This is a genomic window from Pseudomonas sp. CFBP13509 (assembly GCF_005233485.1).
Taxonomy (GTDB): Bacteria; Pseudomonadota; Gammaproteobacteria; order Pseudomonadales; family Pseudomonadaceae; genus Aquipseudomonas; species Aquipseudomonas marginalis.
Map to the genome: position 1 here is coordinate 48891 of NZ_QGAA01000013.1, position 26659 is coordinate 75549.

26 protein-coding genes are annotated in these 26659 nt (G+C 60.8%); 12 read left to right on the plus strand and 14 right to left on the minus strand.

Going from position 1 to position 26659, the window contains the following annotated elements; genetic code table 11:
- Positions 1 to 186 precede the first annotated feature (186 nt).
- A complete protein-coding gene (locus tag PspCFBP13509_RS21375) occupies positions 187 to 423 on the plus strand; it encodes a DUF3820 family protein (protein WP_017139191.1) in 237 nt (78 codons plus the stop codon).
- Between the two features lie 10 nt (positions 424 to 433).
- Positions 434 to 1609: an aminotransferase class V-fold PLP-dependent enzyme gene (locus PspCFBP13509_RS21380; protein ID WP_137212658.1), complete on the plus strand. Its 1176-nt coding sequence runs from the start codon at positions 434 to 436 to the stop codon at positions 1607 to 1609.
- Positions 1610 to 1711: 102 nt separating this feature from the next.
- Here the strand turns inward: PspCFBP13509_RS21380 and PspCFBP13509_RS21385 are convergent, their stop codons facing one another.
- Genes PspCFBP13509_RS21385 through zwf form a run of 3 tightly spaced genes read right to left on the minus strand, consistent with a single transcriptional unit; the run spans position 1712 to position 4561 of the window.
- Positions 1712 to 2377: a bifunctional 4-hydroxy-2-oxoglutarate aldolase/2-dehydro-3-deoxy-phosphogluconate aldolase gene (locus tag PspCFBP13509_RS21385; RefSeq protein ID WP_026067364.1), complete on the minus strand. Its 666-nt coding sequence runs from the start codon at positions 2375 to 2377 to the stop codon at positions 1712 to 1714.
- A 17-nt stretch (positions 2378 to 2394) separates the two neighbouring features.
- Complete coding sequence (pgl, locus tag PspCFBP13509_RS21390) at positions 2395 to 3108, minus strand: 6-phosphogluconolactonase (protein WP_027605597.1); 714 nt, start codon at positions 3106 to 3108, stop codon at positions 2395 to 2397.
- Positions 3095 to 4561, minus strand: a complete 1467-nt coding sequence (zwf, locus tag PspCFBP13509_RS21395; RefSeq protein WP_027605596.1) for a glucose-6-phosphate dehydrogenase — start codon at positions 4559 to 4561, stop codon at positions 3095 to 3097. Before zwf ends, pgl begins: the two co-directional genes overlap by 14 nt.
- A 219-nt stretch (positions 4562 to 4780) precedes the next feature.
- Here zwf and PspCFBP13509_RS21400 point away from each other — a divergent pair, with 219 nt between their 5' ends.
- On the plus strand, positions 4781 to 5641 hold the full coding sequence (locus PspCFBP13509_RS21400; RefSeq protein ID WP_169898656.1) for a MurR/RpiR family transcriptional regulator: 861 nt from the start codon (positions 4781 to 4783) through the stop codon (positions 5639 to 5641).
- A 155-nt stretch (positions 5642 to 5796) separates the two neighbouring features.
- Here PspCFBP13509_RS21400 and PspCFBP13509_RS21405 read toward each other — a convergent pair whose 3' ends face one another.
- The 10 genes from PspCFBP13509_RS21405 to PspCFBP13509_RS21450 form a co-directional block, all read right to left on the minus strand.
- Positions 5797 to 6642: a D-hexose-6-phosphate mutarotase gene (locus PspCFBP13509_RS21405; RefSeq protein ID WP_065947865.1), complete on the minus strand. Its 846-nt coding sequence runs from the start codon at positions 6640 to 6642 to the stop codon at positions 5797 to 5799.
- Positions 6643 to 6742: 100 nt separating this feature from the next.
- On the minus strand, positions 6743 to 8089 hold the full coding sequence (locus PspCFBP13509_RS21410; protein ID WP_027605594.1) for a carbohydrate porin: 1347 nt from the start codon (positions 8087 to 8089) through the stop codon (positions 6743 to 6745).
- A gap of 87 nt (positions 8090 to 8176) precedes the next feature.
- On the minus strand, positions 8177 to 9337 hold the full coding sequence (locus PspCFBP13509_RS21415) for an ABC transporter ATP-binding protein (protein WP_137212659.1): 1161 nt from the start codon (positions 9335 to 9337) through the stop codon (positions 8177 to 8179).
- A 2-nt stretch (positions 9338 to 9339) separates the two neighbouring features.
- Positions 9340 to 10185 (minus strand): carbohydrate ABC transporter permease, encoded by an 846-nt coding sequence (locus PspCFBP13509_RS21420; protein ID WP_027605592.1) that lies wholly within the window; start codon positions 10183 to 10185, stop codon positions 9340 to 9342.
- Complete coding sequence (locus PspCFBP13509_RS21425; RefSeq protein WP_003175732.1) at positions 10178 to 11086, minus strand: carbohydrate ABC transporter permease; 909 nt, start codon at positions 11084 to 11086, stop codon at positions 10178 to 10180. Before PspCFBP13509_RS21425 ends, PspCFBP13509_RS21420 begins: the two co-directional genes overlap by 8 nt.
- Before the next feature lie 80 nt (positions 11087 to 11166).
- Positions 11167 to 12453 carry an ABC transporter substrate-binding protein gene (locus tag PspCFBP13509_RS21430; protein ID WP_027605591.1) on the minus strand — a complete coding sequence of 429 codons (1287 nt, stop codon included), beginning with the start codon at positions 12451 to 12453 and terminating at the stop codon, positions 11167 to 11169.
- Between the two features lie 104 nt (positions 12454 to 12557).
- Positions 12558 to 13817 carry a D-mannose isomerase gene (locus PspCFBP13509_RS21435; RefSeq protein ID WP_137212660.1) on the minus strand — a complete coding sequence of 420 codons (1260 nt, stop codon included), beginning with the start codon at positions 13815 to 13817 and terminating at the stop codon, positions 12558 to 12560.
- A gap of 150 nt (positions 13818 to 13967) precedes the next feature.
- On the minus strand, positions 13968 to 14813 hold the full coding sequence (locus PspCFBP13509_RS21440) for an ATPase (protein WP_065947868.1): 846 nt from the start codon (positions 14811 to 14813) through the stop codon (positions 13968 to 13970).
- Positions 14814 to 14940: 127 nt separating this feature from the next.
- Positions 14941 to 15939: an NAD-dependent epimerase/dehydratase family protein gene (locus PspCFBP13509_RS21445; RefSeq protein WP_137212661.1), complete on the minus strand. Its 999-nt coding sequence runs from the start codon at positions 15937 to 15939 to the stop codon at positions 14941 to 14943.
- Positions 15940 to 15991: 52 nt separating this feature from the next.
- Complete coding sequence (locus PspCFBP13509_RS21450; RefSeq protein WP_065925928.1) at positions 15992 to 16885, minus strand: LysR family transcriptional regulator ArgP; 894 nt, start codon at positions 16883 to 16885, stop codon at positions 15992 to 15994.
- 100 nt (positions 16886 to 16985) lie between these two features.
- Here PspCFBP13509_RS21450 and PspCFBP13509_RS21455 point away from each other — a divergent pair, with 100 nt between their 5' ends.
- From PspCFBP13509_RS21455 to PspCFBP13509_RS21480, 7 genes are all read left to right on the plus strand, one after another.
- A complete protein-coding gene (locus PspCFBP13509_RS21455) occupies positions 16986 to 17387 on the plus strand; it encodes an ACT domain-containing protein (protein WP_027605586.1) in 402 nt (133 codons plus the stop codon).
- A gap of 5 nt (positions 17388 to 17392) precedes the next feature.
- Positions 17393 to 17992 carry a LysE/ArgO family amino acid transporter gene (locus PspCFBP13509_RS21460; RefSeq protein WP_137212662.1) on the plus strand — a complete coding sequence of 200 codons (600 nt, stop codon included), beginning with the start codon at positions 17393 to 17395 and terminating at the stop codon, positions 17990 to 17992.
- A gap of 178 nt (positions 17993 to 18170) precedes the next feature.
- Complete coding sequence (locus PspCFBP13509_RS21465; protein ID WP_003212997.1) at positions 18171 to 18767, plus strand: superoxide dismutase; 597 nt, start codon at positions 18171 to 18173, stop codon at positions 18765 to 18767.
- Positions 18768 to 18916: 149 nt separating this feature from the next.
- On the plus strand, positions 18917 to 19093 hold the full coding sequence (locus PspCFBP13509_RS31375) for a hypothetical protein (RefSeq protein WP_161985734.1): 177 nt from the start codon (positions 18917 to 18919) through the stop codon (positions 19091 to 19093).
- Between the two features lie 235 nt (positions 19094 to 19328).
- The gene (locus tag PspCFBP13509_RS21470) at positions 19329 to 21380 is read left to right on the plus strand and encodes a putative bifunctional diguanylate cyclase/phosphodiesterase (RefSeq protein WP_027605584.1); all 2052 of its coding nucleotides are present in this window, start codon (positions 19329 to 19331) and stop codon (positions 21378 to 21380) included.
- A gap of 126 nt (positions 21381 to 21506) precedes the next feature.
- Complete coding sequence (locus PspCFBP13509_RS21475) at positions 21507 to 22850, plus strand: imelysin family protein (RefSeq protein WP_027605583.1); 1344 nt, start codon at positions 21507 to 21509, stop codon at positions 22848 to 22850.
- A 248-nt stretch (positions 22851 to 23098) separates the two neighbouring features.
- Entirely contained in the window at positions 23099 to 24553 is a 1455-nt protein-coding gene (locus PspCFBP13509_RS21480) for a TrkH family potassium uptake protein (RefSeq protein ID WP_065925925.1), read from the plus strand.
- Here PspCFBP13509_RS21480 and PspCFBP13509_RS21485 read toward each other — a convergent pair.
- Positions 24510 to 25568, minus strand: coding sequence for an AraC family transcriptional regulator (locus PspCFBP13509_RS21485; protein WP_065925924.1), 1059 nt, complete (start codon positions 25566 to 25568; stop codon positions 24510 to 24512). The genes PspCFBP13509_RS21480 and PspCFBP13509_RS21485 overlap by 44 nt on opposite strands.
- 163 nt (positions 25569 to 25731) lie before the next feature.
- Here PspCFBP13509_RS21485 and PspCFBP13509_RS21490 point away from each other — a divergent pair, with 163 nt between their 5' ends.
- Both PspCFBP13509_RS21490 and PspCFBP13509_RS31530 read left to right on the plus strand, forming a co-directional pair.
- A complete protein-coding gene (locus tag PspCFBP13509_RS21490; protein ID WP_027605580.1) occupies positions 25732 to 26043 on the plus strand; it encodes a DUF962 domain-containing protein in 312 nt (103 codons plus the stop codon).
- A 366-nt stretch (positions 26044 to 26409) separates the two neighbouring features.
- Positions 26410 to 26583 carry a hypothetical protein gene (locus tag PspCFBP13509_RS31530; RefSeq protein ID WP_162844272.1) on the plus strand — a complete coding sequence of 58 codons (174 nt, stop codon included), beginning with the start codon at positions 26410 to 26412 and terminating at the stop codon, positions 26581 to 26583.
- The last annotated feature ends 76 nt before the right edge of the window (positions 26584 to 26659 follow it).

Sequence of the window (26659 nt, forward strand, 5' to 3'; positions counted from 1 at the left end):
GAAGAAGGGTTGCCTTAATGATTGCAGCGCTCGTGCCAGGTTTTGAAAAATTACTTTTATGTTTATTTTCAATCACTTAAAAATATTTGAACCATCTGTATGTACGTTATTTGCATGATCTGTCATTTGGCCTTCATGCAGAATGCCTGTATTTTCGAAGACCTCGCCTCACTCAACACGAAGCCCATGAATCCCGAAAAACTCGAACTGCTGATCACCCGCGAAATGCCCTTCGGCAAGTACAAGGGCCGGATCATCGCCGACCTGCCGGGCCCCTACCTGAACTGGTTCGCCCGTGAAGGCTTTCCCCACGGCGAACTGGGCGGGTTGCTGGCATTGATGCAGGAAATCGACCACAACGGTTTGTCCGAATTGTTGGAACCGCTGCGCGTTAAACACGGCAAACCCGCCCCCCGCCATTAAGAGACTCGCCATGCCAAGGAATGCTGACAACGAACCTCACTGGCAGGCCATCGCCCAGCGCTATGCGCTGGAGCCCGGCCCGATCAACCTGGAGAACGGCTACTTCGGGCGTATGAGCCGCGAGGTGCAGGCGCAGTACCTGGAGCATGTGGCGTTTATCAACCGCAGCAACTCGCTGTATGTGCGCCAGCGCTTCGAGCAAGGTGAAAACGTCGAGATCCGTCGCCAACTCGCAGGCCTGATCGACGTCGACCCCGAGGCAGTCGCCTTTACCCGCAACGCCACCGAAGCCTTGCAGTCGCTGATCCGCAACTACAACCGCCTGCAACCCGGCGATCAGGTGCTGATCAGCGACCTGGAGTACGACACGGTCAAAGGCGCGATGCGCTGGTTGGCGGGGGTTCGCGGTGTGGAGGTGATAGAACTGTCCCACACCCACCCGGCCAGTTTCGACAGCCTGATGCAGACCTATCGCGATGCGTTCGCCCAATACCCGCGCCTGAAGCTCATGGCACTGACCCATGTGACCCACCGCACCGGCCTGGTGATGCCCGTAGAGGCCATCGCCAAGGCTGCGCGTGAGCATGCCATCGACGTGATCCTCGACGGCGCCCATGCACTGGGCCAGATCGAGCTCAACCTCGCCGAACTGGGCATTGCGTTCGCCGGCTTCAACCTGCACAAATGGATCGGCGCGCCGCTGACCCTGGGGTTCCTCTATATCGCCCCCAAACGCCTGGCTGACATTGATCCGGACATGGGCGAGTTCCACTACCCCGCCACCGACGTGCGGGCGCGTACGTCGTACAGCACGCCGAACTTTCCGGCACTGATGACCTTGCCGCTGGTACTGCAAGAACATCGCGCGCTGGGTGGCGCGGCGGCCAAGGGCGCGCGGATCAATTACCTGCGGGATTTATGGGTGAGACAGGTGCGACCGTTGCCGGGGATCGAGGTGCTGACGCCGGATGATCCACGGCTGTATTGCGGGATTACGGCGTTCAAGTTCAGCGGGCGGGATCAGCAGGTGATGGTGGATCGCATGCTCAAGGACTATGGGCTGTTCACTACTACGCGCACCGGTGCGGCGTTTGGTACCTGTATCCGCGTGACACCGGGGTTGGTGACGTCGGCGGAGGACATCAATGTCCTGGTCAATGCCATTACCGAGCTAAGCAGAGATTAAAGGTGGGCCTCAGGTTTTTACCGGCAAAAAAAAAGCGGTACACCGACCAAGTGCACCGCAAAAATGCCGTTAAGCACAGCAACAACGATTCGATGAATCAGATCAATCCAGCAGCGCCAGCGCCTGCGCGGTGACTTCCTGGATGCGGGCCCAGTCGCCGTTCTTGACCCACTCCGGGTCAAGCATCCAGCTGCCGCCCACGCACATCACGTTTTTCAACGCCATGTAGCTTTTGATATTGGCCGGGCCGACGCCGCCGGTCGGGCAGAATTTCACTTCGCCGAACGGGCCGCCCAAGGCCTTGATCGCGGCGACACCACCGCTGACTTCGGCCGGGAACAGCTTGAAGCGACGGTAGCCCAGGCCGTAGCCTTCCATGATGCCGGAGGCGTTGCTGATGCCTGGCAGCAGCGGGATCGGGCTGTGCACCGAGGCTTCCAGCAGGTCACGGGTGATGCCGGGGGTGACGATAAATTGCGAACCGGCGACTTCTGCCGCTTCAAGCATGTGGCGGTCGAGTACGGTGCCGGCGCCGGTGCACAGTTCAGGCCGCTGCTCACGCAGCACCTGAATGGCCTTGAGGCCGAACTCGGAACGCAAGGTCACTTCCAATGCGGTCAAACCACCGGCTGCCAGGGCATCGGCCAGCGGCAGGATGTCCTGCTCGCGGGCAATGGTGATCACCGGCAGGATCCGCGCCTTGGCGCAGAGGCTGTCGATCAGGGCAACTTTATCCGCCATGGACACGGTCGGTTGAGGGCTTTTCATAGCGGCTGATCCTTGGCTCATGGGCACCAGTAAATCTCTAAAGTAGGTTGCAAAAACGCGCGAATCGGCATGGCAGCGACGTCGTCACTGGCCAGCGCGGCGCTCAAGGTGGTCAATTTCGAACTGCCGGAAATCGACAGCGCGGTGTAGTGGGCCGTGGCCAGCAATGCGCGACTCATGGTCAGGCGCTGGTGCGGCACGGTCGGCGCCAGCATCGGCCAGCAACGGCGGGTACCGTCGGCCTGCAGTGCAGCGGCGAGGTTCGGGCTGTTGGGAAACAGCGATGCGGTGTGGCCGTCATCGCCCATGCCCAGCACCAGCACATCAATGGCCGGCAACTCGGCCAGCAGGCGATCGGCCTGCTCGGCAGCGTCTTCAAGGTTGGCGGCGGCGCTGTACAGGCTGAGGAACCTGGCCTTGGCCGCCGGGCCTTGCAACAGGTGCTGCTTCAACAGGCCGGCATTGCTGTCGGCGTGTTCCACCGGCACCCAGCGCTCATCGGCCAGGGTGATGGTGACCTTGGACCAGTCCAGGCCTTGCTTGGCCAGGTTCTGGAAAAACGCCACGGGGCTGCGGCCACCGGACACCACCAGGGTCGCTTCGCCACGGGCACTGATGGCCGCGCGCAGTTGTTCGGCCACGTCGTTGGCCAGGCCGTCCGCCAGCAGCACAGGCGTGCGGTACTCGTGGGCAGTCACGCCCCGAGGCAGTTTCAATTCAGATATCGCCATACCAAGACCTCCCATCCCGCGTGATCAGTGCAATCGAGCTCATCGGCCCCCAGGACCCCGCCGCATACGGCTTGGGCGCATCACCGGATTTTTTCCACCCGGCGATCAACTGGTCACACCACTTCCACGCGGCTTCGATTTCATCTTTGCGAACAAACAGGTTCTGATTGCCGCGCATCACTTCCAGCAGCAAACGCTCGTAGGCATCGGGGATGCGCGCGCTGCGATAGGTGTCGGAAAAATTCAATTGCAGTGGCCCGCTGCGCAGTTGCATGCCCTTGTCCAGGCCCTGCTCCTTGGTCATCACGCGCAGGGAAATACCTTCGTCCGGCTGCAGGCGGATGATCAGCTTGTTGCTGATCTGCAGGCGCTGTTCGGGGGCGAAGATGTAGTGGGACGGTTCCTTGAAATGGATGACGATCTGCGACAGCTTCTGCGGCATGCGCTTGCCGGTGCGCAGGTAGAACGGCACCCCGGCCCAACGCCAGTTACGAATATCGGCGCGCAGGGCGACGAAGGTTTCGGTGTCGCTCTGGGTGTTGGAGTTCTCTTCTTCCAGGTAACCGGGCACCGGCTTGCCGGCGCTGTAGCCGGCGATGTACTGGCCACGCACCACTTGAGTGGTAAGGCCATCCGGGCTGATCGGCGCCAGGGCCTTGAGCACCTTGACCTTCTCGTCACGGATGCTGTCGGCGGACAGGTCGGCCGGCGGGTCCATGGCGATCAGGCAAAGCAGTTGCAGCAGGTGGTTCTGGATCATGTCGCGCAGCTGGCCGGCCTTGTCGAAATAGCCCCAACGGCCTTCGATACCGACCTGCTCGGCCACGGTGATTTCCACGTGGGAGATGTAGTTCTGGTTCCACTGGGTTTCGAACAGACTGTTGGCGAAACGCAGGGCGATCAGGTTCTGGACGGTCTCTTTGCCCAGGTAGTGGTCGATACGGTAGGTGCGGTTTTCCGGGAAGAACTGCGCCACGGCGTCGTTGACCTTGCGCGAGGATTCCAGGTCCGAACCGATGGGTTTCTCCAGCACGACGCGGGTGTTTTCCGCCAGGCCGACCTTGGACAGGTTCTCGCAGATCGCACCGTACACCGCCGCAGGCGTGGCGAAGTAGGCAATCAGGCGTTGCTCGGTGCCGGCCTTTTCCGCCAGGGCCACGTAGTCATCGGCTTTCATGAAGTCGACGTGGACATAGGTCAGGCGCGCCAGGAAGCGCTGGGCGATGCTCTCGTCCAGTTCCTTGCCGACGTATTTACGCAATTCTTTTTCGATATGGGCCAGGTGTTGCTGCTCGGAACCGGCTTCCCGGGCCAGGGCCAGGATACGGGTATCGTCGTGCAGCAGCCCGGCGCCATCGAGTTGATAGAGGGCAGGAAATAACTTGCGCAGCGCCAGATCACCCAAGGCGCCAAACAGGGCAAAGGTGCAGGGTTCTACGGTTATCGAAGGCATGATGTTTGTTCTTTTATCAAGTTAAGCTACAAATACCTTTTTTCAAGGCATCACTCAAGGAAAAATGTAGTAATAACCACAACATTTTCCGGAAATACGCATTCCGAGTGGTGGTGTTCAGCTACCCTCAGTAGGATAGGCCACCGCAAAAGGCCACTCGTCGATTGGTTGCCACCCTTTATTTGCATCGTCGCCCGAAGGAAAGACTGAATGGACCGCGTGCGAAATCTTCTGGAACAGATCCGGAACCGCCTCGAAGAATTGAACAAGGCTGAGAAAAAAGTGGCCGAGGTCATCCTGCTCAACCCGCAGCAGGCGACCCGCTTCTCCATCGCAGCCCTTGCCCAGGCCGCCTCGGTCAGTGAACCGACGGTCAACCGTTTCTGCCGTTCGTTCGGCGTCAGCGGTTACCCTGAACTTAAATTGCAGTTGGCGCAAAGCCTGGCCAGTGGCGCAGCGTATGTCAGCCGCGCCGTGGAGGCCGATGATAACCCCGAGGCCTACACCCAGAAGATCTTTGGCAGCGCCATCGCCTCGCTGGACGCCGCCTGCCAGGCCCTGGACCCGGCCCTGATCAGCAAGGCCGTGGACCTGTTGATCCAGGCGCGGCAGATCCACTTCTTCGGCCTGGGCGCTTCGGCCCCGGTGGCCATGGACGCGCTGCACAAGTTTTTCCGCTTCAACCTGGCGGTCACCGCCCACGCCGACGTGCTGATGCAACGCATGATCGCCTCGGTGGCCCACACGGGCGAGCTGTTCGTGATTATTTCCTACACCGGGCGCACCCGTGAGCTGGTGGAAGTGGCGCGTATCGCCCGGGAAAACGGTGCGTCGGTGCTGGGCGTAACCGCCGAGAACTCGCCGCTGGCCAAGGCCAGTACCGTAAGCCTGAACATTCCGCTGCCCGAAGACACCGACATCTATATGCCGATGACCTCACGGATCATTCAGTTGACGGTGCTGGATGTGCTGGCGACCGGTATGACCTTGCGCCGTGGAGTGGATTTCCAGCCGCATTTGCGCAAGATCAAAGAGAGCTTGAATGACAGCCGGTATCCGGTGGGGGATGAGTTCAACTAAGCCCCTGCCACCGTAGCAGCTGCCGAGCGCAAGCGAGGCTGCGTCGGCCGCGACTCGGGCTTGAATCGGCAGCGCGCCTGACGCAGCCTCGCTTGCGCTCGGCAGCTGCTACGGTTTTGCGCAGTGTCGGATAAGACGGTATCTACGACAATGTGCTAGGCGCCTGCCCGCGCCTGCAAACTGAGATGCGCCCTCTCCCCCGGCGCCAGACTCGCCCCGGCCATCGCCGACTCCACGCACACAAACCCCGACGCTTCGTTGAAGCTCACCCCCAGCAGCGGCCGGCTGCCGGGATGCCATACGACGGTGTCGGCGCTGTCGCCGGTATCAATGCACAATTCACGCTGCCAGGCGTGATCCTTGAGGTGCAGTTCGCCATCGTGCTGGAACACCCGCTGGCAGCCGCCATCAACCCTTAGTTCGCCTTCCTGCTGGCACGCCTGGCGATTGAGCTGGTCGTAACCGTGCGCGCCGTCGAGCCCAGACAGCGCTATCTCATCAACGTGACCAATACGCCAGTAAGCGTGCAAAGCATGGCTCAACTGGCACGGCAACTCGTCCTGGTGCTCGGTGCTCAGGCGCAATTCCAGGGTGTCGCCCAGGTGCGCGTGCAGGTCGACCTGCCAGTCGCACAGCTGCAATTGCCAGTGCAGGCGCACGCCGTCGTCGTCGCTGCTGCTGTCGAGCAGTTTCCAGTCGATCAACCGCGCCCAACCATGGGACGGCCAAGCGTTTTCGCTCGGATGGCGGCCATACCATGGCCAGCACACCGGTATGCCGCCACGGATGGCGCCGACTTGCGGCCACTTGGCCGCACACCACAACCAGGGTTTCTGGCCACGGGGCTGAAAGTGCAACAGTTGCGCGCCCTGGCGACTGAACACCGCCTGGCACAGCGGATGGTCGATTACCAACACGTCGCGCATCTGAAAGCGCTCCCAGGCGAACACCGGACGCTCGCGCAGGGATTTGAAAAAGCGTTGCAGCGGTTGCTCATGCATGTGCCACGGTCCCAAATATCACAGTGCCACCCAAAAAAAAGCGGATAGCCATGGCTACCCGCAAAATGCGCACAGAGAGAAGGAGCTTATCGCAACAGCGTTAGAACGTAGACTGAATTTTCAGGCCCGCCACCAGCGCGTTGTCGACTTTATCCACGCCGCCCGGTTGGACAACGTATTGCAGGTTGGGACGCACGGTCAGCCAGTTGGTGACGTGGAAACCGTAGTTGATTTCGAAGTTGTACTCGGTTTCGCGGATCGGCGAGAACAGCGGGTTGTCGTAGTCGGCCACGCCGTTGGCGGCATTCAGCAGTTCGGCGTTTTTCTTCACGTCATCGTTGACGTGCAGACGCGCGGCACCAATACCGACGTCATCTTTCGGACGCGCGTCGAATGGGCCTTTGTACACCAGCATCAACGACTGGTAGTTGTCGACCAGGTTGGTTTCCTTGTCGTGGAAGGTCGCGTTGGCGGCGATGTTCAAGCCACGGGAAGCGTCGCCGTTATGGGTGGTGAGTTGCTGCTGGGCAACGAACCAGTAGCCTTTTTTGCTGCTGCGGGTACGGTAGGCCGCACCGGTGGTAGCAGCATCGTTGCCATTGACGTCTTCACGAACGTCAGCAGCATCGGCGGCGCTCTTGTAGTAACCCACACGGTATTCGCCCGGCAGGTTATTCACCTTCGGCGACCAGACCAATTCCACCGGAATCACAGTGCCCTTGGTGCCGCTGCCGCTGAGCTTGAAGCCGTTGCCGTGCTCCAGCTGCGACGGGTTCTGGTTGTACGCACCGATTTGCGCATACAGCTCAGGCGTGATGTTGTACTTCACGCGGATCGCGGCCTGGCTGACCGGCCAGTTGTACCAGGTGTTTACATAGTTGCCGACCTGGGAGCCACAGAACGACAGGTTCTGGAAGTCGCACGGGAAGGTGTTGAAGTCTTCGCCTTCACCGAAGTAGCCGAGCTTCACGTCCAGCTTGTTGTCGAACATCTGGTGCTGAATCCAGAACTGGGTCAGACGCACCATGTGGCCACGACCGTAGACTTCCATGGACGAGCTCAGCGTGCCGGCACGCGGGTCGCCAATGCGGTCGTTGGAGATGTTCTGGCCATTACGGTTAGTCAGCTGGATCTTGGCCTGGGTGTTATCCCAGCCCCACAGCTTTTGCAGGTCCAGCGCCACGCCCAACCCGAACTGGTCGGAGTAACGGCCGGTCTTGTCGTCGTTGTAGCCGCCGCGCAGGTTGGCGCCCATTTCCCCTACGTAGTCAGCCTTGATGTCGATACCTTGCTCGATCAGCTTGGTACGCTCGCCGCCCCAATCGCCGGTCATCCACTTGGAGTCGGCACTGAATGCATCGGCCGCCATCGCATTGGCGGACAGTACAAGGGCTGCTGCTGCTGACAGTTGGCAGATCAGCCGAGTGTTGTTGTGTTGCTTTTTCATCCCTACATCCTCGTCTTTATTGTTATTAAACTGTTTTTATCTAACGCGGGTTACTTTTTTTTCATCTAAAACAACAAGTTATCTACTTCAGCGGCCTTTGAATTGGGCCACGTTGTCCGCATGCCCCTGTGCGGGCAATGAAGAAGCAGTGCCGAGGCGCTCGCCCGTGTTGGCGTCGAACAGCAATACCTTGGATGGATCGAATTGCAGTGTCAGGGTCTCGCCCACCTGCGGCGCCACATCAGGCGCCAAACGGCAGCAGACCTTGGTGTCATTGAGCTGCACAAACACCAGTGTGTCCGGGCCGGTCGGCTCGGTGACCTGGACCTCGGCACGAATGCTCGATGAACCATTACCCTCACCCGCCGCCAGCACGATCTGCTCCGGGCGCAGGCCCAGAATCACATCACGGTCTTCCAGGCCGGCGTCGTTCATACCCAGCGGCAATTCGCATCGCGCCTGGCCGCTGTCAAGCAGCGCCACCAACTTCCCGTCCTTGCGTTTTAGGCGCATAGGAACGAAGTTCATCGGTGGTGAACCGATAAAGCTTGCCACAAATAGGTTAGCAGGGTCGTTGTAAATTTCTTTCGGCGTGCCGAATTGTTGGATGATGCCGTCCTTCATCACCGCCACCTTATCGCCCAGGGTCATCGCTTCGATCTGGTCGTGGGTCACGTAGACGGTGGTGGTCTTGAGGCGCTGGTGCATCAGCTTCATTTCGGTACGCATCTCGACGCGCAGCTTGGCATCGAGGTTCGACAGCGGTTCGTCGAACAGGTAGATCTTCGGCCGACGCGCCAGGGCCCGGCCCATGGCCACGCGCTGTTGCTGGCCGCCGGAGAGCTGGCCCGGCTTGCGGTTGAGCAGGTGTTCGATCTGCAGCAGCTTGGCCACGCGCGTCACTTCGGCGTCGATGTCGGCCTGGGGCATCTTGCGGATCTTGAGGCCGAACTCGATGTTCTCGCGCACGCTCATGGTCGGGTACAGCGCGTAGGACTGGAACACCATGGCGATGTCACGGTCCTTGGGGCTCATGCCGCTGACGTCCTGGTCACCGATCATGATCGCGCCGCCGGTGATGGTCTCAAGGCCGGCGATGCAGTTCATCAGCGTTGACTTACCGCAACCCGAAGGGCCGACCAGGATCAGGAACTCTCCCTCTTTGATCGACAGTTCGATGTTCTTCAAGGTGTCGGGCAGGCCGGCGCCATAGGTCTTGTTTACATTGCGAAGTTCAAGCGTAGCCATGATTACCCCTTGACCGCGCCGGCCGTCAGGCCGCGCACGAAATACTTGCCTGCGATCACATAGACCAGCAGGGTCGGCAGCCCGGCGATCATCGCCGCCGCCATATCCACGTTATATTCCTTGGCCCCGGTGCTGGTGTTGACCAGGTTGTTCAGCGCCACCGTGATGGGCTGGGAGTCGCCACTGGAGAACACCACACCGAACAGGAAGTCATTCCAGATCTGGGTGAACTGCCAGATCAGGCAGACCATGATGATCGGCGTGGACATCGGCAGAATGATCTGGCGGAAGATGGTGAAGAAACCGGCACCGTCCAGGCGTGCCGCCTTGATCAGCGCATCCGGGATGCTCACGTAGTAGTTACGGAAGAACAGCGTGGTGAACGCCAGGCCGTACACCACGTGCACAAACACCAGGCCGGTGGTGGTGCTGGCCAGGCCCATCTTGCCGAGGGTGAACGACGCGGGCAGCAGCACGGTCTGGAACGGCAGGAAGCAGCCGAACAACAGCAAGCCGAAGAACAGCTGCGAACCACGGAAGCGCCAGAACGACAGCACATAACCGTTCAACGCACCGATGGCGGTGGAAATCAGCACGGCCGGCACGGTGATCTTGAGCGAGTTCCAGAAGTAGCCATCCACGGTGGCCCAGGCCTTGACCCAGCCGATGCCGCTGACCACGGTCGGCCAGCTCAACAGGTTGCCGGTGCTGATGTCTTCCGGGGTCTTGAAGCTGGTGAGCAACATCACCACCAGCGGTACCAGGTACAGCAATACAGCGAGGATCAACACCGCGTAGATCGCGATGCGGCTCAGGCTGATGGCAGGTTTGGCAGCGAGACTAGTCATTACGCTTGGTCCTCAGCTCGGAGTAGAGGTAAGGCACGATGATCGCGAGGATCGCACCGAGCATCAGGATTGCACTGGCCGAGCCCATGCCCATCTGGCCACGGCTGAAGGTGAACGAGTACATGAACATGGCGGGCAGGTCGGACGAATAGCCCGGGCCACCGGCCGTCATGGCCGCCACCAGGTCGAAGCTCTTGATCGCAATGTGCGCCAGGATCATCACCGCACTGAAGAACACCGGACGCAGGCTCGGCAGCACCACGCTCCAGTAGATGCGCGGCAGGCTCGCGCCGTCGATCTGGGCGGCACGGATGATCGACTGATCAACGCCACGCAGGCCAGCGAGGAACATCGCCATGATGAAGCCGGAGGCTTGCCACACGGCGGCAATCACCAGGCAGTAGACCACGCGGTCCGGGTCGATCAGCCAGTCGAGACGGAAGCCTTCCCAGCCCCAGTCACGCAGGAGTTTGTCCAGGCCCATGCCCGGGTTGAGCAGCCATTTCCAGGCGGTACCGGTGACGATCATCGAGAGCGCCATCGGGTACAGGTAAATGGTGCGGATAAAACCTTCGCGGCGGATTTTCTGGTCGAGGAAAATCGCCAGCGTCACGCCGATCACCAGAGTGATGCCGATGAACATCCCGCCGAACAGCGCCAGGTTCTTGCTCGCCACCCACCAGCGGTCGTTGTCGAACAACCGCTCGTATTGCGCAAGACCCGCCCATTTGTAGCTTGGCAGGAACGTAGAGGTGGTGAACGAGAGCACAAACGTCCACAGGATGTAGCCGTAGAAACCCACCAACACGATGAACATGCTGGGCGCCAGCACCAGTTTGGGTAGCCAGCGCTGCAGTGCATCGAACGGCGAGGCTTTGCTGAACACAGCAACAGAACTCATGGGGAAATCCAATACAGGGAAAAAGGACTACAGAAGCACGCCTTGTGAGGGGTCAGGGATCCCCCTCACAAGGTCAACCGTTACTTGGCAGACTTGATCGCAGCGCCGAGTTTCTTGGCGGTGTCGGCCGGGTCGGCTTTCGGGTCGTTGATGTAGTTGGTCACGACATCGAAGAACGCACCTTGCACTGCCAGGGTGGTGGCCATGTTGTGCGCCATGCTTGGCTGCAGGCCGCCGGTCTTGGCGTCAGCCAGGAAGTCCTTGGCGGCGGTCTGGGCGCAGGAGTCGAAACCGTAGGAGTCCATTTTGTTCAGCATGTCGTTGCGAACAGGGATCGAGCCCTTGTTGATGCTGAACACCTTCTGGAAGTTTTCACCCAGCACGACTTTGGCGATGTCCTGCTGGCCAGCGGCAGTGCCTTTGTCTTTCTGCTTGAACACCGCCAGGGAGTCGATGTTGTAGGTGAAGGCTTTGTCGGTGCCCGGGAAGGCTACGCACTCGTAGTCTTTGCCGGCGACTTTCTTGGCGGCGGTCCATTCGGACTTGGCCCAGTCACCCATGATCTGCATACCGGCCTTGCCGTTGATGACCTTGCCTGCTTCGAGGTTCCAGTCCTGGCCTTTGCCGTCGACGTCCATGTAGGTCGCGACTTTCTTCAGCTCGGTCAGGGACTTGACCATTTCCGGGCCGGTCAGCGCAGCGTTATCGAGGTCGACCAGGGCTTTCTTGTAGCCATCGGCGCCCATTACCGACAGGACCACCGCTTCGAACACGGTGCTGTCCTGCCAAGGCTGACCACCGTGGGCAAGCGGGATAAAGCCCGCGGCCTTGAGCTTGTCGCCGGCGGCGTAGAATTCTTCGAGGGTGGTTGGGTTCTTGGTGATACCGGCTTTCTTGAAGACTTCCGGGTTGATCCACAGCCAGTTCACGCGGTGGATGTTGACCGGTACGGCAACGTAGTCGCCGTCGTACTTCACGGTGTCGGAGACTTTCTTGTCGAGCAGGGAATCCCATTTTTCGTCTTTGGCGACGGACTTCAGGACGTCGGTGTCGAGCAGGCCGGTAGAGGCCCACTCCTGGATGTCGGGGCCTTTGATCTGGGCAACGCCTGGCGGGTTGCCGGCGACCGCGCGGCTTTTCAGCACGGTCATGGCCGTGGCGCCACCGCCACCTGCGACGGCGCCGTCTTTCCAGGTGAAGCCGTCTTTCTCGACTTGGGCCTTCAGGACATCTACAGCCGCTTTTTCGCCACCCGAGGTCCACCAATGCACAACTTCAACCGTCCCTTTGGAGTCGGCGGCAAATGCACTGAGGGGAAACAACGAGGCAACGGAAATAGCTACGGCGAGGCGATTAATCGCGTTCATCTGAATACCTTTTCTTGTTGTTATGCATGCAAGTCTGGAGCTTGCGCTGCACGGAGTTTAAACATGGTTTTTTCGAGCACAGGTAACAAAGGGATGCACAAATGTCACCACTTGGTGACATAACACCCAGCGCCTAAAGCGCTGGCCATGCTCGGTGCCAGGGGCAGTGCAGGCAGCACGACCGCTTGCCAGGCATGGTACAGGTCCGGTTTACCGCCCCAGATGGTGCTGCTGGGCTGGTTGTGCGGGCTGAGTTCGTGGTGCCAGCTGCCGTGGAGGCGGTCGATGAAATGGGTGTCGCAAAACTCCCAGAAACGCCGGTACCAGGTTTCGTAATGCAGCTCACCCGTGCGTTTGAGCAAGGCCTGGGCAGCGGCGCTGGCTTCGGCGTGGGTCCAGTGCAGACGCTCGCGCACGACCGGGCGGTGGTTCCAGTCCAGGGTGTAGACGATACCGGGGGCGCCATCCACGGCCCAGGCATAGTCGCAGGCGCTGGCAAACAGGCCCTTGGCGGCGCTCAGCAGCCAGTCCGGCGTGGCCAGCCCGGCCTGCAGGCGCGCGGCTTCCAGGTGCAGCACCAGCCGCGCCCACTCAAAGCCATGGCCGGGAGTGATGCCATACGGGCGGAAGCCATCGGCGGGGTTGTCTTCGTTGTAATCGAGCAGGGGTTTCCATTGCGCGTCGAAATGCTCGATCACCATGAACTGGTTGGCGGCGGCGTGGGTATGAATCACTCGCTCGACGATGCGCAGGGCGCGATCCAGCCAACGAGTGTCGGCGGTGACATCGGCCAGGGCCAGGAAGGCTTCGGTGGCGTGCATGTTGCTGTTGGCGCCGCGATAGGCTTCGACGCCGCTCCAGTCCCGGGCGAAGGATTCGAGCATCACGCCCTCCTCTTCGCTCCAGAAGAACTGGTCGATGATATGGATGGCGTCGTTCAGCAGATTTTGCGCACCGGGCGCGCCTGCCACCACGGCCGAGCTGGCGGCCAGGGCGACAAAGGCATGCAGGTAGGCCGCCTTGCCGCTGTTGCCGTCCAGGGCCTGGGGCACGGCGAACCAGCCACCGTGTTCGCTGTCACGCAAAGGTCCGCCCAGGGCCGCAACACCGTGCGCCACCAATTCGGCATAACCCGGCAAGCCCATGGCATGGGCCATGGCGAAGCTGTGGGTCATGCGCGCGGTATTCATGGTTTCGGCATGGGCATCGGCCGGCAACTGGCCTTTGTCGTCGAGGTTGCCAAACCCCTCAGGCAGACGGGAGGCCTTGGCGAAGGCCAGCAGGCGCTGCCCTTCGGCGGCGAGCCAGGCGTGATGGGCAGGTGCATTCAGCCAACTGCTGGCAGGCAGTGGTCGCGTGGTCATGGGTGGCCCTTATTATTGTTTGTGGGATGACCGGAGTCTAAACAAGGGCAAGGTGGGGGCAAGTAACGAAGGGGATGGGAAATGTCACCAGATGGTGACATTCAAGCCCCTAGGCGGCCTGTGGCAAGCAAGCTTGCCACAGGCCCGATATTACTGGCCGAGCGGCGTTGCTGCCGCCGGCGCATTCAGGCGCTGATTCAGGTTCTGCACCTGGCTCTGCAAGGTGGTGATATTGCGGGTGGTCTGGATGCGGAACACGTCGAACTCCTTGTTGGTCGGCGCATCGCTGTTGGCCGGCTGGCTGTCCTGGGCGCTTTTGAGTACCACGAGGTCCTGCTCAAGACGGGCGATGGCTGCGCTCGGGTTACCTTGCTTTTTCAAGGCGGCCACATCAGCAGCCAATTCCTTTATCTCCGTATCGCGCTTGCCGGCATCGCCCTGCGCTGCCTTCAGGGTGGCCACTGCATCGGTCAAGGCTTGCACCTGGCCCTGCAGCTTGGCATTGGCGCTCGACAGCTCAGTGGTGCTGGCAGTCATTTGCGCCAGGCGCTTGTCCAGCTCGGTGGCCTGGCCGGCAACGCCGAGTTGCTGCTTGCCCTGCTCCAGCAACTGGGTTTCCAGCTGTTTGATCTGCAGTTTCAGCGCTTCGCTGCCGTTGTTCACGTTGGCTTCACTGGCTACGACCTTGCCGGAAATGTCCTGCAGGCGCCCTGCCGCTTCTTCGCTGATGCGCGCAAAGCTTTCCTGGGTGGCTACCAACTGCTGGCCCATCAGGGAAATCTGCTGGAAGCTCCACCAGGCCAGGCCGGCGAAGGCGATCAGCAGCGCGCCGATCAATGCCCACAGCGGGCCGGTGCTGGCGCCCTTGACCTTGACCACGGGCGTGTTGCGCGAACGCACCGAGGTGGCCGGGGAAGGTTCGAAATCATCGTCATCCCCAAGATCGGCCCGCAGGCTGGGAATGTTGTCGAAATCGTCTTTGGCATCGTTACGCATGAATCAACCCTGAATCAGTGAGTTAGCCGGCTGGAAAGCCGAGCGACGGGAGTATAAACCCCAACCCCGTCGCGTTGATCGACCCGGAACCTGGAATTCGGTTCCCGATGTGTTGCCTGTTGTGACCTTATTTGAACCCGGGATCCTGGGCCTTCCACCAACTGCAGAACTCGTCGAGGGCGGTCCACAGGCTGACCTTGGGCTCGTAATCCAGATAATGCCTGGCCCGGCTGATGTCGAGGGTGAAATCTTTGTTCATTACCTGCATGCCCAGGCGCGATAACGCTGGCTCCGGACGACCGGGCCACATTGCGCAAAAGGCTTCGTTAAGCGCCGCCACGCTGTAGGACAAGCCGTAGGAGCGATAACGGGTCACCTGGGGCAGCTCCATTTGGCGCATCACGTAATTGACCACATCCCACACCGGCACCGGCGTGCCGTTGCTGATGTTGTAGGCCTTGCCCAGAGCCGAACCGGTGGCCAGCAAGCTGCTGAGCAGCGCTTCGTTGAGGTTGTGCACACTGGTGAAGTCGACCTTGTTGAGACCGTCGCCGACGATAGCCAGGCGGTTCTTGCGCTGCATCTTCAACAGGCGCGGAAAAATACTCATGTCACCGGCACCGGTGACGAAACGCGGGCGCAGGGCCAGCACCTCGAGGCCGAACTCCTGGGCGCCGAACACTTTCTGTTCGGCCAGGTACTTCGTGGCCGCATAGGGATGCTTGAAGCGCTTGGGGACTTGCTCTTCGGTCAACCCGAGGTGATCGCGCCCGTCGAAGTAGATCGACGGCGACGACAGGTGCACCAGACGGCCCACGCGCTGCTTGAGGCAGGCTTCCACGACGTTTTCAGTCACCAGCACGTTGCCTTGATGGAAGTCCTGGTACCTCCCCCACAAGCCCACGGCGCCTGCACAATGCACCACGGCTTCGACATCGCGGCACAGGTCGCGCACCAGGTCGGCATCACTCAAGTCACCCTGGATAAACTCGGCACCGCGTCGAACCAGGTGCTCCACACCCTCGGCGCGCCGCCCGTTGACCCGCACGTCCAGGCCCTGCTCCAGGGCGAAACGCGCAAAGCGCCCGCCGATGAAGCCGCTTGCGCCGGTGACCAGAATCTTCATGTATTACCCCGTGTTCTTTCATTTTTCATCGCTGTTGCCTTGACGACCGCCATCAGTCCAACGGCACCAACCATTGTCCACAGGCTTGGGCCAGGTGGTCGGTCAACAGGCCCAACAGCTGCCCGCCGCTGCGCCAATGATGCCAGTACAACGGTACATCGATGGGCTTATCTGGCATCAACTCGACCAACACGCCCTTTTCCAGTTGGTCGCGCACCTGCAACTCAGGCACCAGCCCCCAGCCGAGCCCGGCTTCCGCCAGGCGGATAAAGCCTTCGGACGATGGGCATAAATGGTGTTCGAAACCGCCGTCCACGCCCAGAGACGCCAGGTAGCGGTGCTGCAGGAAATCATCCGGGCCGAACACCAGTGCCGGTGTGCGCGCCAGTTGCTCGGCACGCACACCTTGGGGGAAATGCCGTGCAACAAATGCAGGGCTGGCCAACGCCCGATAACGCATGGCGCCGAGCAACAGGCTGCGGGCTCCGGCCACCGGGCGCTCGCTGGCGCAGATACAGGCGGCTACTTCCCCGGCGCGCATGCGCTTGAGTCCCACCGTCTGGTCTTCTACGACCAGATCCAGCAGCAAATGCTGCTCGGCACAGAAGTCGCTGACCGCCTCGGCCCACCAAGTGGCCAGGCTGTCGGCATTCAGGGCGATGCGCAGGCGTTCAGGCATGCCTTCTTCGTCCAGCGCCGGCACCTGGCTTTGCAGGTCGCGCTCCAGCAGCCGCACCTGCTGCACATGGTTAAGCAAACGCCGACCGATATCGGTGGGCGCCGGCGGCGTAACCCGCACCAGCACCGGCTGGCCGATGCGTGCTTCCAATAACTTGATGCGCTGGGAAATCGCCGATTGCGAGAGCCCCAATACCTGGGCACCGCGCTCGAAGCCGGCCTGTTCCACCACCGCCGCCAGGGCGGAAAGCAATTTATAGTCGAACATCAGTTTCTCTAATGAGCGATCAGCAATATTGGTTTTTCTTATACAGCCTGGACCACGAGAATAGCCAGCATCGCTTCTCTCTTTAAAAGGAACCTTCACCATGGCTGGCGAAACCGCCCTGGCAACCCTGCTGCGCAGCATGAGCCCGCAGCTCAATGACGGTGACTACGTGTTCTGCACCCTGCCTGACCATCGTATCCCGGCCGGTTGCGAGGCCATCGGCAGCTTTCGCGAGCAGGAAGGCCTGACCCTGATCCTGGAGCGCCGGCAGGCGGAACAGGCCGGGCTGGCGTTCGACTACATCGCCGCGTGGATCACCCTGAATGTGCATTCAGCGCTGCAAGCCGTGGGCCTGACGGCCGCCTTCGCCAGCGCACTCGGCAAAGCCGGGATCAGTTGCAACGTGATCGCCGGCTACTACCACGACCACCTGTTCGTCGGCCGTGCGGATGCCGAGCGAGCCATGGACGTATTGCGGCAACTGGCAGCGACTTCGGAGTAATGGTTATGTGGCAAAGCTATCTGAACGGATTATTGGTGGCCCTGGGGCTGATCATGGCCATCGGCACGCAAAACGCATTTGTATTGGCGCAAAGCCTGCGCCGTGAACATCACCTGCCGGTGGCGGCGTTGTGCGTGGTGTGCGACGCCTTGCTCGTGGCCGCCGGGGTATTCGGCCTGGCGACGGTGCTGGCACAAAACCCGCTGCTGCTGGTGATTGCCCGCTGGGGCGGCGCCGCGTTCCTGCTGTGGTACGGCACCCTGGCGCTGCGCCGGGCGTTTTCGACACAGGGCCTGGAGCAAGGGGGCGACCTCAAGGTCCGCTCATTGCGCGCCGTATTGCTCAGCGCCCTGGCGGTCACGTTGCTCAATCCTCATGTGTACCTGGACACGGTGCTGCTGATCGGCTCACTGGGCGCGCAACAAACCGAACCCGGCGCCTACGTGGCCGGGGCCGCGAGTGCATCGTTGCTGTGGTTCGCCACCCTGGCGCTCGGCGCGGCCTGGCTGGCGCCATGGCTGGCACGCCCGGCGACATGGCGCCTGTTGGACCTGTTGGTAGCGGCGATGATGTTCAGCGTGGCCTATCAATTGATCAGCGCCTGATGAATATTCCAAAACGCTCTGGAACCTCTATCCCACACAGTTGTTGCGTGGTTTTGCCGCACCCCCGGTGCTATGATCCGGACCCTGCGCCGCAAAGAGTACAAACTCCCCGGCGCTTGTTTGGCCGCCCGTGATCGGCCTTGCGCTCACCGCAACTGACCTGATTAGGAGAATCATCATGGCTTTCGAATTGCCGCCGCTGCCCTACGCACACGATGCCCTGCAGCCGCACATCTCCAAGGAAACCTTGGAATACCACCACGACAAGCACCACAACACCTATGTCGTGAACCTGAACAACCTGGTGCCAGGCACCGAGTTCGAAGGCAAGACCCTGGAAGAAATCGTCAAATCTTCTTCGGGCGGCATCTTCAACAACGCCGCTCAGGTCTGGAACCACACCTTCTACTGGAACTGCCTGGCACCAAACGCCGGCGGCCAACCTACCGGCGCGCTGGCTGAAGCCATCAACGCCGCGTTCGGTTCGTTCGACAAGTTCAAGGAAGAATTCACCAAGACGTCCGTCGGCACCTTCGGTTCCGGTTGGGGCTGGCTGGTGAAAAAGGCTGACGGTTCCCTGGCCCTGGCCAGCACCATCGGCGCCGGCAACCCGCTGACCAGCGGCGACACCCCGCTGCTGACCTGCGACGTGTGGGAACACGCCTACTACATCGACTACCGCAACGTGCGTCCAAAGTATGTGGAAGCGTTCTGGAACCTGGTCAACTGGAAGTTCGTCGCTGAGCAGTTCGAAGGCAAGACCTTCACTGCCTAAGCAACCCTTGCAGTAGAAAGAGCCCGGCGATTGCCGGGCTTTTTTGTGGGTGCAGCATAGGCAAGCCAGAAATACTGGAACCCACCAATAGGATTCACCACACAAGGGGTAGGAGGAATAAACCTCTTAATCACGTGTGAGGAATTACGATGGATCCTATGTCGGCGGCAACGGGCGCAATCCCAATGATAACGGGACTTCTTGATAAGGGTATGGATCTGGCCAAAGGAGTAATGGACATGGCAAACGAGGAAATCGACATAGCCGGTGGCGGCGAAAAGATCGGCGGGGAAGGACAACAACCACAGGGTCCGGTTAATTACTAACACCGCCGGCTCGCAGAAGGCGGACCGGCTCCGCCTTCTCTCCAGTCAATATTTGTACCGCATGCTGATTCTTTATCCACGTCTGCCAGGCACCGATCTGCGTTGGTACCTCTCAATGCTGGTCAGCCAAAACGTCAATTGAGCTTATGCCCCAATGTCCCTTTGACTGCCAACCTCAGATTGCCAATACTCATGGCATATTGAAGGCCACCCGCATGAGACAAGGAATGCCCCTTTGAAGCTGGAACTCAAAAACAGCTTGTCGGTGAAGTTGCTACGGGTCGTGCTGCTGTCGGCGTTGATCGTGGGCGTGACGCTGAGCGTGGCGCAGATCGTTTTCGATGCCTACAAGACGCGCCAGGCCGTGGCCGGTGATGCCCAGCGCATCCTCGACATGTTTCGCGACCCCTCGACCCAGGCCGTCTATAGCCTGGACCGCGAGATGGGCATGCAGGTGATAGAGGGGCTGTTCCAGGACGAGGCGGTGCGCATGGCCTCCATCGGCCATCCCAACGAAACCATGCTGGCAGAAAAAAGCCGTGCCTTGCAGCACTCCCCCAGCCGCTGGCTCACCGACCTGATTCTTGGCCGGGAACGCACCTTCACCACTGCCTTGGTCGGCAAAGGCCCCTACAGCGAATATTACGGTGACCTGAGCATTACCCTCGACACCGCCACGTACGGCCAGGGCTTTATTGTCAGTTCGGTGATCATCTTCATTTCCGGCGTGTTACGCGCCTTGGCCATGGGCCTGGTGTTGTACCTGGTTTACCATTGGCTGCTGACCAAGCCGCTGTCGCGGATTATCGAACACCTGACATCGATCAACCCGGACCGCCCCAGCGAGCACAAGATCCCGCAACTCAAGGGCCACGAGCGCAACGAGTTGGGGTTGTGGATCAACACCGCCAACCAGTTGCTCGAATCCATCGAGCGCAACACCCACCTGCGCCATGAGGCGGAATCCAGCCTGCTGCGCATGGCCCAGTACGATTTCCTCACCGGCCTGCCCAACCGCCAGAAACTGCAGGAGCAACTGGACAAGATCCTCATCGACGCCGGTCGCCGCCAGCGCCGGGTGGCGGTGCTGTGCGTGGGACTGGATGACTTCAAAAGCGTCAACGAGCAGTTTACCTACCAGGCCGGCGACAAATTGCTGCTGGCCCTGGCCGACCGTCTGCGCGCCCACAGCGGTCGCCTCGGCGCCCTCGCCCGCCTGGGGGGCGACCAGTTCGCGCTGGTACAGGCCGATATCGACCAGCCCTACGAAGCGGCCGAACTGGCGCAAAGTATCCTCGACGACCTGGAGGCGGAGTTCGCCCTCGACCACGAGGAAATTCGCCTGCGCGCCACCATCGGCATCACCTTGTTTCCCGAAGATGGCGACAGCACCGAGAAGCTGCTGCAAAAAGCCGAACAGACCATGACCCTGGCCAAGAGCCGCTCTCGCAACCGCTATCAGTTCTATATCGCCAGCGTCGACAGCGAAATGCGCCGCCGCCGCGAGCTGGAAAAAGACCTGCGCGATGCCCTCAGCCGCGACCAGTTCCACCTGGTCTACCAGCCGCAGATCAGCTATCGCGACCAGCGTGTGGTAGGCGTGGAAGCCCTGATCCGTTGGCAGCACCCGGAACACGGGCTGGTGCCGCCGGACCTGTTCATCCCGCTGGCAGAACAGAACGGCACCATTATTCCGATTGGCGAATGGGTACTGGACCAGGCCTGTCGACAATTGCGCGAATGGCATGACCTGGGCTTCACCGAACTGCGCATGGCGGTCAACCTGTCCACCGTGCAGTTGCACCACACCGAGCTGCCACGGGTGGTCAACAACCTGATGCAGATCTACCGCCTGCCGCCGCGCAGCCTGGAACTGGAAGTCACCGAAACCGGCCTGATGGAAGACATCAGCACCGCCGCCCAACACCTGTTGAGCCTGCGCCGCTCCGGGGCATTGATCGCGATTGATGACTTCGGCACCGGCTATTCCTCCTTGAGCTATTTGAAAAGCCTGCCCCTGGACAAGATCAAGATCGACAAAAGCTTCGTCCAGGACCTGCTGGACGACGATGACGACGCCACCATCGTTCGCGCCATTATCCAACTGGGCAAAAGCCTGGGCATGCAGGTCATCGCGGAAGGCGTGGAAACCGCGGAGCAGGAGGCCTACATCATCTCCGAGGGTTGCCATGAAGGTCAGGGTTACTACTACAGTAAACCCCTGCCGGCCCGGGAGTTGGCGGCTTTTTTGAAGCAGGCGGAGCGCAATGGCGCGGCCATTCTCTGAGCGGGCAAAACGATACTGAATATTTCCCGCGTATAACCCTTTACACAAAATGCAAATCTTTCGCATTATGTCGCAGTTTTGCGCGACCCCCGCGCGCCCATCAACAACCGAAGCAGGATGTTCGCCATGATTCGTATGCCCCTGGCCACCGCCAGTCTGCTGGCCATTGCCATTTCTCTCGCCGGTTGCGGCGAAGGTAAAGACAAGCCCGCAGCAAACCAGGCGCCGACCCCGGCTGCCAGCACCACCGCTCCAGCGGCTGCCACCCCTGCCGGCCAGGTCGATGAAGCGGCCGCCAAGGCCGTGGTTGCGCATTACGCCGACATGGTCTTCGCGGTGTACAGCGATGCCGAGTCCACGGCAAAAACCCTGCAAACCGCAATCGACGCCTTCCTCGCCAAACCAAACGACGAAACCCTGAAAGCCGCCCGGGCCGCCTGGGTTGCCGCGCGCGTTCCGTACCTGCAGAGCGAAGTGTTCCGCTTCGGCAACACCATCATCGATGACTGGGAAGGTCAGGTTAACGCCTGGCCCCTGGACGAAGGCCTGATCGACTACGTCGACAAATCCTACGAACACGCCCTGGGCAACCCGGGCGCTACCGCCAACATCATCGCCAACACCGAAGTCCAGGTCGGCGAAGACAAGGTCGACGTGAAGGACATCACCCCGGAAAAACTCGCCAGCCTCAATGAGCTGGGCGGTTCCGAAGCCAACGTCGCCACCGGCTACCACGCCATCGAATTCCTGCTCTGGGGCCAGGACCTGAACGGCACCGGCCCGGGCGCGGGCAACCGCCCTGCGTCGGACTACCTGACCGGCGACGGCGCAACCGGCGGCCACAACGAGCGCCGCCGCGCCTACCTGACCGCCGTGACCCAACTGCTGGTCAGCGACCTGCAGGAAATGGTCGGCAACTGGAAACCCAACGTCGAAGACAACTACCGCGCCACCCTGGAGGCAGAACCTGCCACCGACGGCCTGCGCAAAATGTTGTTCGGCATGGGCAGCCTGTCCTTGGGCGAGCTGGCCGGTGAGCGCATGAAGGTTTCCCTGGAAGCCAACTCGCCGGAAGACGAACAGGACTGCTTCAGCGACAACACCCACTACTCGCACTTCTACGACGCCAAGGGCATCCGCAACGTCTACCTGGGCGAGTACACCCGCGTCGACGGCACCAAACTGACCGGCGCCAGCCTGTCGTCCCTGGTGGCCAAGGCCGACCCGGCTGCCGATACCGCGCTGAAAGCGGACCTGGCGGCGACCGAAGCGAAGATCCAGGTCATGGTTGATCACGCCAACAAGGGTGAGCACTACGACCAGTTGATCGCGGCCGGTAACGACGCAGGTAACCAGATCGTGCGTGACGCCATCGCCGCCCTGGTCAAGCAGACCGGCTCGATCGAAGCCGCTGCCGGCAAGCTGGGCATCAGCGACCTGAACCCGGATAACGCTGATCACGAATTCTGATCAGCGCGGTGTTGAATGAGGCGGCCTTCGGGTCGCCTTTTTTGTGCACTGTCTTTACCACCGCAAACCCATGTGGGAGGGGGCTTGCTCCCGATAGCGGTGGCTCAGTAGATACTTCCTTCACTGACACACCGACATCGGGAGCAAGCCCCCTCCCACATTTGATCCATGTTGTGCCCAAATCCGCCGGTTTACATGCCCTGCACCCCAGGTAGAATGGCGCCTCTGCCCTATTTCGAGCTTACTTCATGGCGTTGCCGACCCTACGCATCATCGGTTTCATCATCGGCATCTTCCTGATCACCCTTGCGATCGCCATGGTCGTGCCCATGGCCACCCTGGTGATTTTCGAACGGACCAGCGACCTGCCCTCGTTCCTCTGGGCCAGCCTGATCACTTTTGTCGCCGGGCTTGCCCTGGTGATTCCCGGGCGTCCCGAACACGTGCACCTGCGTCCGCGAGACATGTACCTGCTCACGGTCAGCAGCTGGGTGGTGGTATGCGTATTCGCCGCGCTGCCGTTCCTGCTGACCCAGCACATCAGCTACACCGACTCGTTTTTCGAAAGCATGTCCGGCATCACCGCCACCGGCTCCACGGTGCTGAGCGGCCTGGACACCCTGTCCCCCGGCATTTTGATATGGCGCTCGCTGCTGCACTGGCTCGGCGGCATCGGCTTTATCGGCATGGCGGTGGCGATCCTGCCGCTGCTGCGCATCGGTGGCATGCGCCTGTTCCAGACCGAATCCTCGGACCGCTCGGAGAAGGTCATGCCCCGCTCGCACATGGTGGCGCGGCTGATCGTGGCGGCCTACGTCGGCATCACCATCCTCGGCAGCCTGGCGTTCTGGTGGGCCGGCATGGGCCTGTTCGATGCGATCAACCATGCGATGTCGGCGATTTCCACCGGTGGGTTCTCCACCTCGGACGAGTCCCTGGCGCACTGGAAACAACCGGCGGTGCACTGGGTGGCGGTGGTGGTGATGATCCTCGGCAGCTTGCCGTTCACCCTGTACGTGGCCACCTTGCGGGGTAATCGCAAGGCATTGATCAAGGATCAGCAAGTACAGGGCTTGCTCGGTTTGTTGCTGGTGACCTGGCTGGTGCTCGGCACCTGGTACTGGTGGACCACCAACCTGCATTGGCTGGATGCCCTGCGCCATGTGGCGTTGAACGTTACGTCGGTAGTGACCACCACCGGTTTTGCACTGGGGGACTACAGCCTGTGGGGCAATTTCTCACTGATGCTGTTTTTCTACCTGGGCTTCATCGGTGGCTGTTCCGGCTCCACGGCGGGCGGGATCAAGATTTTCCGCTTCCAGGTCGCCTATATCCTGCTCAAGGCCAACTTGAACCAGCTGATTCACCCGCGCGCGGTAATCAAGCAGAAGTACAACGGCCACCGCCTCGACGAAGAGATCGTGCGTTCGATCCTGACCTTTTCGTTTTTCTTCGCCATCACCATCTGCGCCATCGCCCTGGCCTTGTCGCTGCTGGGCCTGGACTGGATGACCGCACTCACCGGCGCCGCCAGCACCGTGTCCGGCGTCGGCCCGGGCCTGGGGGAAACCATTGGCCCGGCCGGCAACTTCGCCAGCCTGCCGGATGCGGCCAAGTGGATCCTGTCCCTGGGCATGCTGCTGGGCCGGCTGGAAATCATCACAGTCTTTGTTCTGTGCATTCCGGCGTTCTGGCGTCACTGACCGTCGACGCGTCCTGCAGCCGCGCCCGGTATTCGCCGGGCGTGGCATCAAACCAGCGGCGAAACGCGCGAAAGAAGTTGCTCGGGTCGGCAAAGCCCAGCAGGTAGGCAATCTCCAACAGGGTCATGCGCGGCTGCGCCAGGTATTGCTCGGCCAGTTCGCGGCGGGTGTCGTCGAGCAGGGTCTGGAAACTCGTGCCTTCTTCCTGCAGGCGCCGCTGCAAGGTGCGCTGGGACAGGTGCAGGGTCTTGGCCACCACTTCGCGCTTGGGTTCGCCCTGGGGCAGCAGCCGGCACAGCACCTGCCGCGCCTTGTGGGTCACGCGGCTTTCGGAGAACCGCGCCAGGTACTCACCGGCAAATCGATCGTGCAACAGCGCCATGGCCTCGTTGGCCGTGGGCAGCGGCGCGTCCATGTCGGCGCGCTCAAAGATCAGCGCGTCATACGGCGCATCGAACTCCAGCGGGGCATGGAACGCTTGTTTATAGGGGGCCAGGTCCCCCGGTTGATCGCCCTGCAACAGCACTTTGCGGGGTTGCAGGGTCCGCCCGGTGAGCCAGCCGCACAGCGCCAACGCACAGGCCAGGGAGGCTTCGGCGCTTTGTCGGGTCGGCGGAAGATGATCGCCATGCACCGTGAGAATCAGCGCATAGCCTTCAGGTAATAGTCGAAAACTCAAGTCGGCGCTTTCGGCGATGATCCGCTGGTAACGCACCAAGCGCATGAAGCCTTCGGCCAGGGTGTTGCTGGACATCAAGGCGTAACCGGCCACATGAAACGACGCCGGGCGCACCACCTTGCCCATGTTCAGGCCAATCGCCGGGTTGCCCGACAACTCGACCGCGCGCTGCCACAGGCGGGTCATGGAGTCCTGCGGGAACCGCGCATCGGGGTCACTCAGGGCGGCGTAGTCCAGGCCCAGTTGCTTGAACAAGGCGCGGCAATCCAGGCCGTCCATTTCCAGTGCCTTGACTATCCCCATCGCCCAGCTTGCAGACGTTGTTCGTTCGCTCATGGCGTCTTCTTGAATAAAGCAGGCTCAAAACGGCAGCCAGGAAAGCCAAGGATACTAAAGTGGCATCTATTGTCACTGGCTGTTACCACTGATCACTCTAGACTCAAATAAGCTCCCCGCCGAACATCTGTTCGGCGGCACAACAATCAAAGGGCCGGCCGTAGTGGAAAACCTCAAGCGATTCAACAGCTTTGCCGAGTTTTACCCTTATTACCTGACCGAGCACGGCAACAGCACCTGCCGGCGCCTGCACTTTATCGGCACTACCCTGGTGATCGGCATCCTGGCCTATGCCATCGGCCGAGGCTCACTGGGGCTGTTATTGGCCGTGCCGATTGCCGGCTACAGTTTTGCCTGGATCGGGCATTTCTTCTTCGAAAAGAACCGTCCGGCGACTTTCCAGCACCCGTTCTACAGCTTGCTCGGGGATTTTGTGATGTACCGCGACATGATCCTCGGCAAGGTGCCGTTCTGAACGGTGTGACCTCTTGTCACTTGCGTAAAAACGATAAAAGGTTCGTACACCCGGCGATATAAAAGTCTTTTTGTCATTTACAGTGCTGTATCCTGCCAAGGCTTTTTGAGAGCGCGGAATCACCTGCGATTGAAAAAACAGACTTTGCGAGGAGCGACGACGATGCACGAGATACCTAATCTCCCCTTCCCAAGCCTGCACGAAACTGAGCAGCCAACACCGCAGCAGGCCAGCGCGAAGCAGCCTGAGGCCAAACAAGCAAAACCAGTCGACAGCAAGAGCCAGGACTGACGCCGTACCAGACCGTGTGGAAAGCGGACCTTTGAACGCTTTCCACACTGCCTGAATCACCCCGAGGTACCCGCCATGACAGACACCCTCCCGGACACCGCCGTACTCGACACCGCCCTGCAGATGGTCGACGTGTGGAACCGCCTCAGCGCGGACAAACAAGCCTTGCTGCTCAAGCGCTTCGGCACCCAGGAAAACGCCCTGGCCGCCCTGGTCACCACCCAGTTACTCGCCCCCCTTCAAGCCTGACGTCTTTTTGATCTGACGTTTTTGCGTTTTACCGCCCTGCGCACGCCCAAGCCCCGGTATCATTAGCAGCCTATCT

What these genes read in the sequence shown, in the direction of transcription:
- PspCFBP13509_RS21385 (WP_026067364.1), bottom strand. Translation starts at nt 2,377, where the DNA reads ATGAAAAGCCCTCAACCGACCGTGTCCATGGCGGATAAAGTTGCCCTG.
- PspCFBP13509_RS21430 (WP_027605591.1), bottom strand. Translation starts at nt 12,453, where the DNA reads ATGAACGCGATTAATCGCCTCGCCGTAGCTATTTCCGTTGCCTCGTTG.
- PspCFBP13509_RS21465 (WP_003212997.1), top strand. Translation starts at nt 18,171, where the DNA reads ATGGCTTTCGAATTGCCGCCGCTGCCCTACGCACACGATGCCCTGCAG.
- pgl (WP_027605597.1), bottom strand. Translation starts at nt 3,108, where the DNA reads ATGGCGATATCTGAATTGAAACTGCCTCGGGGCGTGACTGCCCACGAG.
- PspCFBP13509_RS21475 (WP_027605583.1), top strand. Translation starts at nt 21,507, where the DNA reads ATGATTCGTATGCCCCTGGCCACCGCCAGTCTGCTGGCCATTGCCATT.
- PspCFBP13509_RS21480 (WP_065925925.1), top strand. Translation starts at nt 23,099, where the DNA reads ATGGCGTTGCCGACCCTACGCATCATCGGTTTCATCATCGGCATCTTC.
- PspCFBP13509_RS21435 (WP_137212660.1), bottom strand. Translation starts at nt 13,817, where the DNA reads ATGACCACGCGACCACTGCCTGCCAGCAGTTGGCTGAATGCACCTGCC.
- PspCFBP13509_RS21420 (WP_027605592.1), bottom strand. Translation starts at nt 10,185, where the DNA reads ATGACTAGTCTCGCTGCCAAACCTGCCATCAGCCTGAGCCGCATCGCG.
- PspCFBP13509_RS21380 (WP_137212658.1), top strand. Translation starts at nt 434, where the DNA reads ATGCCAAGGAATGCTGACAACGAACCTCACTGGCAGGCCATCGCCCAG.
- PspCFBP13509_RS21375 (WP_017139191.1), top strand. Translation starts at nt 187, where the DNA reads ATGAATCCCGAAAAACTCGAACTGCTGATCACCCGCGAAATGCCCTTC.
- PspCFBP13509_RS21450 (WP_065925928.1), bottom strand. Translation starts at nt 16,885, where the DNA reads ATGTTCGACTATAAATTGCTTTCCGCCCTGGCGGCGGTGGTGGAACAG.
- PspCFBP13509_RS21455 (WP_027605586.1), top strand. Translation starts at nt 16,986, where the DNA reads ATGGCTGGCGAAACCGCCCTGGCAACCCTGCTGCGCAGCATGAGCCCG.
- PspCFBP13509_RS21415 (WP_137212659.1), bottom strand. Translation starts at nt 9,337, where the DNA reads ATGGCTACGCTTGAACTTCGCAATGTAAACAAGACCTATGGCGCCGGC.
- PspCFBP13509_RS21405 (WP_065947865.1), bottom strand. Translation starts at nt 6,642, where the DNA reads ATGCATGAGCAACCGCTGCAACGCTTTTTCAAATCCCTGCGCGAGCGT.
- PspCFBP13509_RS21445 (WP_137212661.1), bottom strand. Translation starts at nt 15,939, where the DNA reads ATGAAGATTCTGGTCACCGGCGCAAGCGGCTTCATCGGCGGGCGCTTT.
- PspCFBP13509_RS21425 (WP_003175732.1), bottom strand. Translation starts at nt 11,086, where the DNA reads ATGAGTTCTGTTGCTGTGTTCAGCAAAGCCTCGCCGTTCGATGCACTG.
- zwf (WP_027605596.1), bottom strand. Translation starts at nt 4,561, where the DNA reads ATGCCTTCGATAACCGTAGAACCCTGCACCTTTGCCCTGTTTGGCGCC.
- PspCFBP13509_RS31375 (WP_161985734.1), top strand. Translation starts at nt 18,917, where the DNA reads ATGGATCCTATGTCGGCGGCAACGGGCGCAATCCCAATGATAACGGGA.
- PspCFBP13509_RS21460 (WP_137212662.1), top strand. Translation starts at nt 17,393, where the DNA reads ATGTGGCAAAGCTATCTGAACGGATTATTGGTGGCCCTGGGGCTGATC.
- PspCFBP13509_RS21485 (WP_065925924.1), bottom strand. Translation starts at nt 25,568, where the DNA reads ATGAGCGAACGAACAACGTCTGCAAGCTGGGCGATGGGGATAGTCAAG.
- PspCFBP13509_RS31530 (WP_162844272.1), top strand. Translation starts at nt 26,410, where the DNA reads ATGACAGACACCCTCCCGGACACCGCCGTACTCGACACCGCCCTGCAG.
- PspCFBP13509_RS21410 (WP_027605594.1), bottom strand. Translation starts at nt 8,089, where the DNA reads ATGAAAAAGCAACACAACAACACTCGGCTGATCTGCCAACTGTCAGCA.
- PspCFBP13509_RS21440 (WP_065947868.1), bottom strand. Translation starts at nt 14,813, where the DNA reads ATGCGTAACGATGCCAAAGACGATTTCGACAACATTCCCAGCCTGCGG.